Annotated in this window: 13 protein-coding genes; 6 read left to right on the top strand and 7 right to left on the bottom strand. The window is 64.5% G+C overall.

Features of this window, described 5'->3' with window-relative positions; all coding sequences use genetic code 11:
* Nucleotides 1-108 (bottom strand): FGGY family carbohydrate kinase (locus E3T42_RS06170; RefSeq protein ID WP_134402664.1); only part of this gene is annotated, 108 nt, incomplete at its 3' end.
* Between the two features lie 118 nt (nt 109-226).
* Nucleotides 227-991, bottom strand: coding sequence for an MIP/aquaporin family protein (locus E3T42_RS06165; RefSeq protein WP_134402663.1), 765 nt, complete (start codon nt 989-991; stop codon nt 227-229).
* Nucleotides 992-1216: 225 nt separating this feature from the next.
* Between E3T42_RS06165 and dhaK the strand changes: the two genes are divergently transcribed.
* The 4 genes from dhaK to E3T42_RS06145 all read left to right on the top strand — a co-directional run bounded on the left by dhaK (nt 1217) and on the right by E3T42_RS06145 (nt 5773).
* Nucleotides 1217-2218, top strand: a complete 1002-nt coding sequence (gene dhaK / locus E3T42_RS06160; RefSeq protein WP_134367151.1) for a dihydroxyacetone kinase subunit DhaK — start codon at nt 1217-1219, stop codon at nt 2216-2218.
* An 11-nt stretch (nt 2219-2229) separates the two neighbouring features.
* A complete protein-coding gene (gene dhaL / locus E3T42_RS06155) occupies nt 2230-2865 on the top strand; it encodes a dihydroxyacetone kinase subunit DhaL (RefSeq protein ID WP_134367153.1) in 636 nt (211 codons plus the stop codon).
* A complete protein-coding gene (gene dhaM, locus E3T42_RS06150) occupies nt 2862-3554 on the top strand; it encodes a dihydroxyacetone kinase phosphoryl donor subunit DhaM (protein ID WP_370261864.1) in 693 nt (230 codons plus the stop codon). The genes dhaL and dhaM overlap by 4 nt, the downstream gene beginning before the upstream one ends.
* 200 nt (nt 3555-3754) lie before the next feature.
* Nucleotides 3755-5773 carry a bifunctional diguanylate cyclase/phosphodiesterase gene (locus E3T42_RS06145; RefSeq protein WP_134402662.1) on the top strand — a complete coding sequence of 673 codons (2019 nt, stop codon included), beginning with the start codon at nt 3755-3757 and terminating at the stop codon, nt 5771-5773.
* 9 nt (nt 5774-5782) lie between these two features.
* Here the strand turns inward: E3T42_RS06145 and E3T42_RS06140 are convergent, their stop codons facing one another.
* Nucleotides 5783-6484 carry a hypothetical protein gene (locus tag E3T42_RS06140; protein ID WP_134367157.1) on the bottom strand — a complete coding sequence of 234 codons (702 nt, stop codon included), beginning with the start codon at nt 6482-6484 and terminating at the stop codon, nt 5783-5785.
* A 566-nt stretch (nt 6485-7050) separates the two neighbouring features.
* Complete coding sequence (locus E3T42_RS06135) at nt 7051-7947, bottom strand: hypothetical protein (RefSeq protein WP_134402661.1); 897 nt, start codon at nt 7945-7947, stop codon at nt 7051-7053.
* A 129-nt stretch (nt 7948-8076) separates the two neighbouring features.
* On the opposite strand from E3T42_RS06135, the gene E3T42_RS06130 reads away from it, so the two are divergent.
* Nucleotides 8077-8388 (top strand): hypothetical protein, encoded by a 312-nt coding sequence (locus E3T42_RS06130; RefSeq protein WP_134402660.1) that lies wholly within the window; start codon nt 8077-8079, stop codon nt 8386-8388.
* A gap of 169 nt (nt 8389-8557) precedes the next feature.
* Here E3T42_RS06130 and E3T42_RS06125 read toward each other — a convergent pair whose 3' ends face one another.
* On the bottom strand, nt 8558-8902 hold the full coding sequence (locus E3T42_RS06125) for a helix-turn-helix transcriptional regulator (protein WP_134402659.1): 345 nt from the start codon (nt 8900-8902) through the stop codon (nt 8558-8560).
* Nucleotides 8899-10011: a site-specific integrase gene (locus tag E3T42_RS06120; protein WP_134402658.1), complete on the bottom strand. Its 1113-nt coding sequence runs from the start codon at nt 10009-10011 to the stop codon at nt 8899-8901. The genes E3T42_RS06125 and E3T42_RS06120 overlap by 4 nt, the downstream gene beginning before the upstream one ends.
* Before the next feature lie 524 nt (nt 10012-10535).
* On the opposite strand from E3T42_RS06120, the gene E3T42_RS06115 reads away from it, so the two are divergent.
* Nucleotides 10536-11150, top strand: a complete 615-nt coding sequence (locus E3T42_RS06115; protein WP_134367161.1) for an HdeD family acid-resistance protein — start codon at nt 10536-10538, stop codon at nt 11148-11150.
* On the opposite strand, the gene E3T42_RS06110 is transcribed toward E3T42_RS06115, so the two are convergent.
* Entirely contained in the window at nt 11136-11936 is an 801-nt protein-coding gene (locus E3T42_RS06110) for an SDR family oxidoreductase (RefSeq protein WP_134367163.1), read from the bottom strand. The two genes, E3T42_RS06115 and E3T42_RS06110, sit on opposite strands and share 15 nt — an antisense overlap.
* Between the last annotated feature and the right edge of the window lie 43 nt (nt 11937-11979).

The raw sequence follows: 11979 nt of genomic DNA, 5'->3' as shown, positions 1-11979 counted from the left end.
CTGCTCGTGCTCGAGCTGACCGGCGGAAATGATCGTCCCGGCCTTGTCGAAGATGATCGCGCGGGTACTGGTGGTGCCCTGGTCGATTGCGATGACGTGCTTGGCCATGGAATTCCTCCTAGTGGGTGGTGCGGGAAGTCGGAGCGGAAAACAGAGTTGCGGTGAAACCGGGCGGACAGCAAAAAAATGGGCCGATTCAGATGTCGAATCGGCCCACCCTTCAGCGCTAGGTGAGGATGGGGAGCAGGACCAGGGACGCCCAGCCGGCCAGCACCCCGCCGATCACCGGCCCGACGACCGGAACCCAGGAGTAGGCCCAGTCTGAGGAACCCTTGCCCTTGATCGGAAGCACGAAGTGCGCGATCCGCGGCCCAAGGTCACGGGCCGGGTTGATGGCGTAGCCGGTCGGTCCGCCGAGGGAGGTGCCGATCACGAGAACTAGCAGGGCCACCGGCAGTGCGCCGAGGGCCGCGAGGCCACCGCTTTCGCCCTGGCGGCCGCCGCCGAAGGCCAGAACCACGAACACGAGCACGAAGGTGCCGATGATCTCGGTGACCATGTTCCAGCCGTAGGAACGGATGGCCGGGCCGGTCGAGAACACGCCCAGCTTGTTGGCCGGGTTCGGCTCCGCATCGAAGTGCTGCCGGTAGGCCAGCCAGCAGAAGACCGCCCCGATGAAAGCACCCAGGAACTGGGCTGCGATGTATGTCAGGACCGAGAGGAAATTGACGGGGACGCCGGATCCGAACTCGGTGGCGCCCGACGCGACGAGGCCGAGAGTGACGGCCGGGTTCAGGTGTGCGCCGGAATTATAGGCAGCGATCACACCGACGAAGACCGCGAAGCCCCAGCCGATGGTGACCATCAGGAACCCGCCGCCGAGGCCCTTGTTCTTGGCCAGAGCGACGTTGGCGACCACGCCGGTTCCGAGGAGGACCAGCAGCGCCGTCCCCACGACCTCCGACAAAAACACAACTCCGATATTGTCCACGTTGACCTTCCTTGCCGGGCGGGAGATGCCGGAGCGATCCCATGTTGGTGTGCGGTTTGCATCACCATAGCCCGGTGCTTTCCGGAGGGGAATGGGAAGACTTTCCCGCTGATTTTGGCCCTTATCAGCCGTTGCGCCCACGCGTAGATTGAAGCGGGTAGGCGAAGTTCCTACGGCACGGCACCGCGGTCGTGCCGTCCTGTCATCCCGATCGAAGGAAGAGCCATGAAGAAACTCGTCAATGATCCAAAGAACGTGGTGGATGAGGCTGTTGCCGGGTTCGGGGCAGCCCACGCCGACCTGGTGAGCGTGCACCAGGATCCCAACTTCATCGTGCGCAAGGACGCACCGGTGGCGGGGAAGGTCGGACTGGTCAGCGGAGGAGGCAGCGGTCACGAACCGATGCACGGTGGTTTCGTTGGATTCGGAATGCTCGACGCCGCTGTTCCCGGCGCCGTGTTCACATCCCCGACACCGGACCCCATCCTCGCCGCGACGAAGGCCGTTGACGGGGGAGCGGGAGTGCTTCACATCGTCAAGAACTACACCGGCGACGTCCTCAACTTCGAGACGGCGGCCGATTTGGCCGCCGCGGACGGCATCGAGGTGCGCTCGGTGCTCGTCAACGACGACGTCGCGGTGAAGGACTCCCTCTATACGGCCGGCCGACGCGGCGTCGCCGGAACGGTGCTGGTCGAGAAGATTGCCGGGGCGGCCGCAGACCGGGGGGACAACCTGGATGCGGTGGCGACGGTGGCGGAGAAGGTCATCGCGCGGGTGCGGTCGATGGGGGTGGCTCTGACGCCGTGCGTCGTGCCGCATGCCGGCGAACCGAGCTTCACCCTGGCTGAGGACGAGATCGAGATCGGAATCGGCATCCACGGTGAGCCGGGACGGGAACGAATCAAGCTTGAACCCGCTGATGCCATCGTCGACCGGCTGCTCGGCCCCATCCTCGACGACATCCCCTTCGTAAGCGGCGACGAGGTTCTCCTCATGGTCAACGGCATGGGCGGGACGCCGCAGATCGAGCTCTACATCGTCTTCCGGCACGCCGCCGAGGTCCTTGCGGCGAAGGGCCTCACGGTCACTCGGACCCTGGTCGGGAATTTCACGACCTCACTCGAAATGCAGGGCATGTCGATCACGGTACTGAAACTGGACCAGGAATTGACCACCCTGTGGGATGCGCCGGTCCAGACGGCGGCGCTACGGTGGGGACGGTAGAGGGAGATCGAATGAACTTGGGTGCCACCTGGGCGAAGGCCTGGATCAGGACCAGCGCGGATGTCATGAGCGAACACCGGGTGGAGCTGATCAACCTGGACCGCGAGATCGGCGACGGTGACCACGGCGAGAACATGGACAGGGGTTTTCAAGCGGTGCTCGGGAAGCTCGACGATCTACCGGCGGATGCCGCCCCCGGGGACGTTTTCAAGCTCGTCGCGACCACACTGATCTCCACGGTGGGTGGCGCCGCCGGTCCGCTGTACGGCACGGCGTTCCTGAAGGCCGCCGTGGCCGTGGCCGGTGCGCTCGAGCTTGACGGCGCCGCGCTGGTGGCGCTGCTCACGGCCGCCAGGGACGGCATCGTCCTGCGCGGCAAGGCGGAATTACGAGACAAGACCATGGTTGACGCCTGGACTCCGGCCGTCGACGCGGCCGCCGCCGCCCACGAGGCAGGGGCCAACGATCTGGACATCCTGATTGCGGCAGCGAACGCCGCGGAGGCGGGAGCGGTCGCGACGGAACCCTGGGTGGCGCGTAAGGGCCGGGCGAGCTACCTGGGGGAGAGGGCCATCGGCCATCGAGATCCCGGCGCCCAGTCGTCGGCCCTGCTGCTGCGTGCGGCCGCAGACACGGCGGCGGCGTGAAAGTGGACGCTAGGAAAGGTCGGGTCGGCCTGGTCTTCGTCTCGCACAGCGCCAAAATCGCGGAAGGTTTGGTGGATCTGGCGCGCCAAATGGCGCCGAACACCGCCCTCATCCCGGCGGGGGGAACCGACGAAGGCGATATCGGGACGAGTTTCGAGAAAGTGGCCACCGGCATCGTGCAGGCGGATGCGGGTGCCGGCGTCGCACTGCTCTGCGATCTGGGCTCCGCCATTCTTACCGCAGAGACGGCGCTCGACTTCCTGGCCGAAGACGTGCGAGCGCGCGTGCGCATCGTTGACGCGCCCCTGGTCGAAGGCGGCGTCGCAGCCGCCGTGGCAGCCGAGGTCGGGGGAGATCTCGATGCCGTGGAGAAGGCCGCCCGCTCGGCCGTTCACCTATCGCCGGCCGTGGAGGCAGCACCTCCCGTTGCTCCTGTTGTCACCCGCAGGGTGACACTCGTCAACAGGGACGGCCTGCACGCTCGGCCCGCCGCCGACTTCGTCAAGCTGGCCAGCACCCTCAACGCACGCGTGACGGTGAACGGCAAGGATGCGTCCAGTCTGCTGGCCATCATGGGCCTGGGCCTGATCCGGGGCATGACCGCCGAGATCTCGTCCTCCGACGAGCACGGAGCGGAAGCGGTCGAGGCCCTGGCCAATCTGCTGGAATCAGGATTCGGCGAGGAATAGGGGACGGCGTTCCCGAGCACGCGCGCCCCCTTCAGTAGGATGGGGAGCTGTGGGCATGACCGGCACCGGTCCCGTGTCGACAGGGTCGCGAAGCTCGGTTTCCGGCCTGCATCCTCTCGCGATTCGAAGGCCGGCACCTTGAGTTCTTCCCCCGACCGTGGTCTGTCAGCGTGACCCATCAATGGCCGGCGCGCGCGCGAATGTCGGTCGCGTCCGAATTCGGACTGCGGGCGACATTCCCTGACCATCCGACAACCGCCGCCGCACGCAGCGAGGTGAAAAGGCTCCTGGCTCGGGCATTCTCCGCCACATCCCAGGCCTCCCTGATCACCGATGCCCGGCAGCGGATCCTTCACGTCAGCGGATCCTTCACCGCCATCACGGGCTATGACGAAGCCGAACTCCTGGGCCAGGACTGCCGTATTCTGCAGGGGCCCGGATCCGACCCCGGCGTCACGGCAGCAATCCGGCGGGCACTCAGTTATGGGGAATCGTATGAGGGAGATATCCTCAACTACCGAAAAGACGGTTCCCCGTTCTGGAACAGCCTGAGCATCAGGCCGCTGCGCGACGAGGCAGGAACGATCACCCACTTCGTCAGCGTCCAGCGTGACGTCACCGCGCGAATGGCACACCAGGAGCAATTGCGGTTCCAGGCCGGGCACGACCCGGTGACCGGCCTGCCGAACCGCCGGGCACTGGATCAGCACCTGTCCTCCCGTCGCCCCGCCGAGGGCGCAGTGCTGGCCATGATCGACGTCGTCGCGCTCCGCTCGATCAACAGCACCTTCGGGTACGAGGCGGGCGACAGTCTGCTCAAACAACTCGGACGCCGGATGCGGGAGCTGCTGGCGGACGGTGACTTCCTGGCGTGCCTCGGCGGCGATCTGTTCGCCGTCGTCCTCGAGAACATCGACGGAGGAACCCGGTTGGAGGATGAGCTGGCGCGCCTGCACGAGGCTGTGCAAACGCCCTTCTCGTTCACGGACCTGAACCAGGACTGCACCATCGATCTGAGCATGGGATTGGCCCGCATCACGGGTGACGGCACGACCGGTTTCCTTTTTCATCAAGCGGATGCTGCGCTCCGCCGGGCCAGGGAGGGCCGCCCCGCGGGCCCGTGGTGGACGCTGGCGCCGGACGTTCCCGAGGAAGCGGTGGATCGGGACGTCGACGGCGTGGGGGACCTGCCGGACGTGGGGGACCTGTCTACCGGCAGGTCCGATCGGGAGCAGTTGTTCGCCGGGGGACTGTCCATGTTCATGCAGCCCGTGCTGGATCTGCGAACCGGCCGACTCAGTCGAGTCGAAGCCCTGGCCCGGCTGACCCTCTCGGACGGCACGGTGATTCCACCGGCCCGGTTCCTTCCCGCCCTGGATGATGCCGACCTCGACGAGTTGTTCCGGCGGGGCCTGAACGAGGCACTCCGCTGCCTCGCTCGCTGGGACGACGGGGGCCTGTCGACCAGTGTCTCAGTGAATATCTCCCCGTCGACGCTTCGGAACCCGGATTGTCCGCGGTGGGTCAGCAATGCGATGCGGCGCCACGGCATCGCGCCGGACCGGCTCGGTCTGGAATTGCTGGAGACGCTGGCGGTCGAATCGGAGGTGCAGATCGAGGCGATCGATCGTCTCCTCCGTCTGGGAGTGGGGCTCGCCCTGGACGATCTGGGCTCGGGGTACAGCAGCCTGCAGCGACTGTTCGCGCTGCCCTTCGACACGATCAAACTCGACCGCGGTCTACTCGTCGAGATCCGGTCCAGACCGGTGGAGACGTTGAGCCTGGTCTCGGCCCTGACCCAAATGGGTCGTGACTTCGGCGTCAGCGTGGTGATCGAAGGACTCGAGGACGCCGGGATGGCCGAGGCAGCGAGCGTCCTGGGAGTTCCACTGGGGCAGGGATACTTCTTCGCCCGTCCGATGCCGGCGGATGAGGTGCCCGGATGGGTGGCCGGGTTCACCTTCCCGCTTCGTGCCGACGCGGTACAGAGCGCCCTCGGGGCCCTTGCGTACCACTGGCAGTTTCTGCGCTGGGCCTCGCCCCACCCGACTGTGCTCGCCGGCTGTCCTCTGACCGACTTCATCTCGCTCCATTCGACGACAGCCGCGGCCGCACGCTGGCACGCGCACCAGCATGGCCAGGCTCCCGATCCGGTGTACGGACAGATGCTGGCGGATTGGCTGGTCGACCTCGTCCGGGATGGCCCCCTGGGCGAGTAGCTGGAGGAGCTACGGGAGCAGGTTGTCCAGGATTCGTCCCGAGTATTCCTGGGCGAACACCGCGGCCAGGAACGTGATCGTCGGGATGAACAACGATCCCACCGCATGGCTCAGCGCCTGCCTCCGTTTCGGACTGGTGGGGGAGTCGCGGATCAGGTCGTGCACGGCGATCAGCTGCCGGACCCGTTCCAGAGCAGTCGCGGGGAGCTCGCTGAGCACCGCGCCGAAAGACTCGATCCGGAACTGCAGAAGTGCCAGGTTGTTATCCACACCGCGGCGGATGATCTTCCGAACAGCGGAACGCGAACTGACGATGGAGACCAGCGTCGCGACATAACCGGTCACGATGAGAGCGAACGCGATGGGCAGAAGCAACGGTGATGTCACCGACAGCAGAACTCCAACCAGAACCAGGTAGGCGGTGACTCCCAGTCCGCGGGCGAAATCCACCCTCGCCAGAGCACGGAGCTGCTCCTGGACGGCCATCGAGTCCGCTGGGCTGGGCCAGAATAGACGATGATCGAAACGAGCCTGCAAACTTATCACGGGCCAGGGGATCACGCTGGCGAACATCATTTCGCCGGCGTAGTAAAAAATGATCATCAGGAGCGCGGTGCTTCCGATCTGAAGCCGGCTGAGGGGGACCGGGGCGACCAGACCGGCGAGCAGGACGACGAACACCGTCAGTGCCGACGCGGCCAGCGTGCTCACCCGCGGCCGGTACCAGCGGCGGCAGAATGTCAGCACTTGTCGCAGATCGCAGATCGCAGTCGCGCGCGATCGTGTGCAGCACGGCGTTCAGGCTCCGTGTCGGTTCGGCCCATCCGGCCACGGTCCATCCGTCGAGAAGTCCCATCGCGAGGGCGATCAGTGCCCAGCGCATGACCGGAGCCTCCGCCCATTGGCCGGCAAAGGCGGTCAGGACCAGCGGGATCCCCAGTGCGACCGAGGCGCTGAAGGCCGCCGTCAGGATGGCGCCCCGGCTGCTCAGCAGTGAGATCCCACGTCGCTTCAGAATCAGGTCGGCCAGCCGGGGCATCACAAACTCTGTGGTCGGCGATTGGTGGTGGGCGACGTACTCCGAAAACAGTCGTTCGAAGGACTCGGCTCTCCGGTCGGGTCGCTGGTCGGTCACGGATCCTCACCTTTCAACGCTGCGTTCCCGAAGTTGGCGTGGCGCGTGGCGCGTGGCGCGTGGCGTCACACTACAGCCGCGTCCGGGGGTCCAATAGTGGCGCAGTATCCGCAAGCGGGAACTGGACTTATCCGAAAGAGTCCTAATCCTTCACGGAGCTGAGCCTGGGTGAGGTCTGCAGCTGTGATGATTTGAGGTTGATGTAGTCGGCGTGTGGCGCTCCGGCGGCGGCGGAGTGCTGGTGGATTATCTTGCTGCTGTAGCCGAGCGAGTTGGCTAAGGCGGTGGGATTGAGTTCTCTGGCGAGGTCGCGCAGGGCGGTGTTTCTGACGCCGTTGAGGTCGATGCCCCAGTTGCGAAGTCGGTTCAGCATGGTTTCTGGATGGGTGTGTTGGCCAGGCAGGTTGCCGGGAAAGAGCCAAGGGCTGTCGGTGTTGACAGTTTGCTGGTTGGGGCGGTTGTGGACGTAGTCCCAGAAGGTTGCCGCGACTTGCGCGGGCAGTAGGGCGGGCACCGATCCCAGGCGCAGGTAGAGGCCATCGGGTCGGGCTTCGAGTGCGCTGGTTTTCAGGGCTGTGATCTTTCCGACAGGGTGTGCGTAGAGCAGCAGGATGAGTGCGGCGAAGCGGTCTGCGGCGGGCATTTCTCCGGCGGTGAGGCAGACGCGGATGTGGTCGACTCTGGCTGCCTGCGTCAAGATCGGGGTCGATCGTGCCTCACGACGGGGGACCCGGACTTTCGCGATATCGCGTGATGTGACGAGCCACGCGATGAAGGTGTTGATGGCATGGCGAGTGGATGGTCCGGAGGCGAGGTAGTCGTCGAGGTGCGACTGACGGATGTCGGTGTGGGTGGCGTCGTGCTCGGATAGGAGCCAGGCGAGGAATCGTCCCGACTCGGTGATTTCCTGCTTCGCTGACCGGACGGCGAAGTTCATGTTCTTGCCGGGCAGCGACCTCGCCCGGAGTCGTTTCAAGTGATACCAGCGGCCGAAGCGTTCGATCGGTGCTTGGATCTCGCGATGGTCGGCAAGAGACACGATTCTCTCCTCGAGCCAGCGTTCGAACGCCGCCAGTTGGCGGTCCCGGGGAGGCAGCATGCCGTGATGGGTGAGAGTTTCGCGAAGGTGCTCGACGGCGTTTGACGCGGGCAGCGCGTCGAAGGCCTCGTGGCTGATGGCCAGTTCCCTGGTGCCCAGTCGGGTGAGAAGCGCACTGGCGCTGATGCCGCGTTTTCAGGCATAGATGCTCTCGGGGCGCTCGGCGTCGGCGAAGACAGCGACCAGGCGTTTGAGCCGGAGGTCCGGGGGAGTGTTCGGTTGGAGGGTTGCGGTGAGGTCGGCGCGGAGGACGCAGCGAATGCAGTTGCCGTTGCGAAATCGTTCGGCTTCATCGCCGCAGTTGTCGCAGTGCAGGAGTGTGGTGATGCCCGCTCAGTCACGGCAGGTATTGGCGCTGTCCGCGTCTTTGCCAGGCAGTAGGCGTGTGTCGCCGCAGGTGGCGCAAGGGCCGCGGGTGTGTGTCGCTGTGGTGAAACAGATCCCGCAAATGGCGCCGTCTGGCCAATGCACTCGAATCTTTGGCACCTGGCGGCCGCAGCGGTCGCAGAGCAGGGTGCCTGGGGTTCGGGGTCGTCCGCGGGGCCGGTGCTCAGTCCTCATCGTCGAGGATTCGGGCGCGGACGGGTTTGTATGCGTCGGCGAAGTTGACGATATTCTCACCGGAGGCGATCGCTCGTTCTTGACGTTGGCTCTTGGCGTTCGCTGCGGTGAAGGTGACGAGCTCGTTCGCTTCAACGTTGAAGATGTCGCAGAGAGCGGTCAGGACTTTGAAGGAGATCCGTTCGGGATCCTGGGCGACGAGTCGATAGATCTGCGACTCCGAGAGCGTGATGCCGCGTTCTCGGAGCGGGGCAACGAGTTCTCGGCTGTTCTTCATGCCGTGGCGCGCCATGAGCTCGCGGGCGCGCCAGCGGTACTCGATTTCTCGTTTCATGGTTTTTCCTCCCACGGGGTGCTGCTGGTTGTCGCGTTGATCGTGCAATCGAGGACGCGGTTCAACGCCCGGGTTTGGTAGTCGCTGGAGACTGCCGTGTAGATGGATGTGGTCGACGCATGGAGGTGGCCAACTTGTTGTTGGACGAACGTGTGCTCGAAGCCGTGGAACTCGAACAGGTGGGTGACGTAGGACCGGCGAAGGGAATGCATGTCCAGGCCAGCCGGGAAGCCCAGCTCGTTGACGTAGGCGCGGAAGCGTCGACGCAGATTCGACTTCGGCACGACAAGGCCCTGGCTGGTGGGGAACAGGTCGGTCGGTTGAGCGGCAAGGTGAGGCAGTCCAGTGCGGATCCACCGGTGAACGGCCTCAGGCGACCACTCGAACACGGTCAGAACGGAGCGGCGCTTGGGCGCAGACCCCTTCTGGGCCTTCCCGTAACGGACGTGGAGGACACCGAAGTCGCCGAACTGGGGCGAGTGCGGGTTGCGGGAGAAATCGACCAGCTGCAGGTGGGTCACCTCATTGGCGCGAAGTCCCCAGGCGTAGGCGGTCTTGAACGCGATGGCATCGCGGTAGGCGGCGATGGCGCCCTTGCGACCCGAATTGATGACACGCTCGACCTCGACGTCGGCCAGATCGAAGAAGTCCTGCAGCTCACGACGCGAGAACGGTCGTTTCGTCGCCTGCTGTTCATTCCGTTGAGTGTGGGTGGCGCGGTTGAACTCAGTGATGATCTGAGTGACCGGCCGGCCAAACGAACGCCCGCAGACCTCGCTCCAGTCGTAGGCCGGATCGGTCAGGAAGTCGCAAAACAGTTTGAGGTTTGTTTGATACGCCCGGACGGTGGCCTGGGACAGATTTGATACCGAGCGGGTGTACGCGAAGTAGTCCTCGACATCCGCGAACGTCCATTCCCACGGGAAGTGCCCGGTGAAGTCCGCGAACTGACGGATCGTCCGTTCACGTCCAGAAATGGTCTCGTGCCGGAAATTGCGGGAGAGCTGTTGGCGGCGCCAGCTGTCGACCATGTCGGTGAAAACGGCATCCGGGCTGCTCGCCTCCGGGCGCAGAGGCAGATGGGTAACTCGGCCCGATGCAACGCTCATAAGTACCCTCAACCTGTCTGCGAATTATGCTCTTCAAATGCAAAACATGCAAAACACGCCAGGTCAAACCGCGGAAATACGGGGATCCCGAGAGGATATGCGCCTCAAAATTCCCCACGTTGACTCAGAGCGCTCAGACCTTGCCCAGTGCAGATATAGCGCCCCGCATCCCAGAGAAACAGCGGAAGTTCCTGACGACGCCGGCACTCCGCCGGACAAATACCAGGGGAGTCCTATTCTGCAAATCCTGCAATAGATGCAATAGATGCAATAGATGCAATAGATGCAATAGATGCAATAGATGCAATAGATGCAATAGATGCAATAGATGCAATACAACTTGACATAATGTGCATTATCGGTCATATTCCGCGAGGGTTCCGAGGGTCTGGACGCCGTGCATCGGCGCGACTAATCTGTGCTGCACAGGCGCCGTGCTGCACCGGCTTTGTGCTGCATCGTTTCGCCCGTGGTGACGCCCGGACCGGGTGCCACAGCCTCACAAGATTCGAGGGGTGAGTGACATGTCCAACACCACAACAAACACCAGAACGGTTTTTGATCTGTCGATGGATGCGAGGACTCTGAGCAAACCCGAGACCACGGGTGTCCGGGTCGCGCTCGGCGTGAGCGGCCTGATCGCCCTGGCGCTCGGCGTTATTGTCCTCGTCTGGCCCGACGCGACGGTGGCCATCCTCGGCGTTCTCTTCGGACTCTATTTCCTCATCAGCGGGATCGTCCATATCGCCAGGGGGCTCTTCACCAAGGGCGCCTCCGGCGGGAGCCGGGTACTGAACATTCTGCTCGGTGTCCTGCTCGGAGTCGGAGGAATCGTCGCCATCAAGAATCCGCTGAATTCCCTGGTCATCCTGGGCATGCTCATCGGCATCTCCTGGATCGTGGAGGGCGTCGCGGGCCTGGTCGAGACGGCGCCCGACTCCAGCCGTTGGATCGGCACGATCTTCGGTGCCATCGCCATCATCGCCGGAACGGTCGTGTTGTTCGCGCCCGTCGAGTCGATCAGTTTCCTGGTCATCGTCGGCGGAATATTCCTGGTTCTATCAGGTTTTTTTCAGATTGTTCAGGCGTTCATGTTCGGCCGGGGCAGTGGCCGAAGGGCGACGTCAGATACCGTCTGACCCGATGACGGCCTGGGCGGCGACTTCCCCGACGTAGTCGGCGATGTCCCCGACGTAACGGGTGTTGTTCTCCGGGACCGGCTCGACGGCGGCGAGGGCCACCTCGGCCGCGAATTCGTTGACGTTGTACAACCGGCCGGCGGCGTCCTTGCGGGCGTCCATCGTGCCCGGGCTGGCGCGCTCGAGCAGCACGGCAGTCACAGTGCCCTCGATGATGTCACCGGAGACGACGACGAAACCGATTCCGGCCTCGGCCAGTTCCGGGATCTGGGCGCGAAGGGCGTCCTCGCCGGCGCGCTTGCTGCGGGCCACCGGCTCGTACTCCGGCATCGTTTCCGTCGTCGCGACGAAGTGCGCCTGGTGGCTCGTGACGAAGACGACTCGAGCGCCCGGAGCCAGCAGCGGACGGGCCGTCGCCAGGAGGTTCGCCTGGGCGTCCCGGTTCAACTTCATGGCGTAATCGGCTTCCATGCCGCTCTCCATACCGCCGGAAGCATTCATCACCAGGATGTCCAGTCCCCCGAACTCCGTCTTGATGGCCTCGAACATGGCCGAGACCGAATCGGCATCCGTCAGATCGGCGCCGACCGTGATCGCCGTGCCGCCCGCCGCGCGGATCGCGTCGGCCACCTTGATGGCGCGCGCCTCCTTGTTGCGGAAATTGATCACGACGCCGGCTCCCGCGTCGGCGAAGTACCCGACTGTCGCCGCACCCACGCCGCGAGAGGACCCGGTGACGAGAACGCGCTTGCCGTTGAGCGAACCTGCTGCAAGTGGATTGGTCACGAGAACTCCTAAGAATAACGAACTGGGCCTAGCAGAAGACCTT

This window comes from Cryobacterium sp. TMT4-10 (assembly GCF_004403275.1).
Classification (GTDB): domain Bacteria; phylum Actinomycetota; class Actinomycetes; order Actinomycetales; family Microbacteriaceae; genus Cryobacterium; species Cryobacterium shii.
This window is presented reverse-complemented; position numbering and strand designations above follow the sequence as displayed.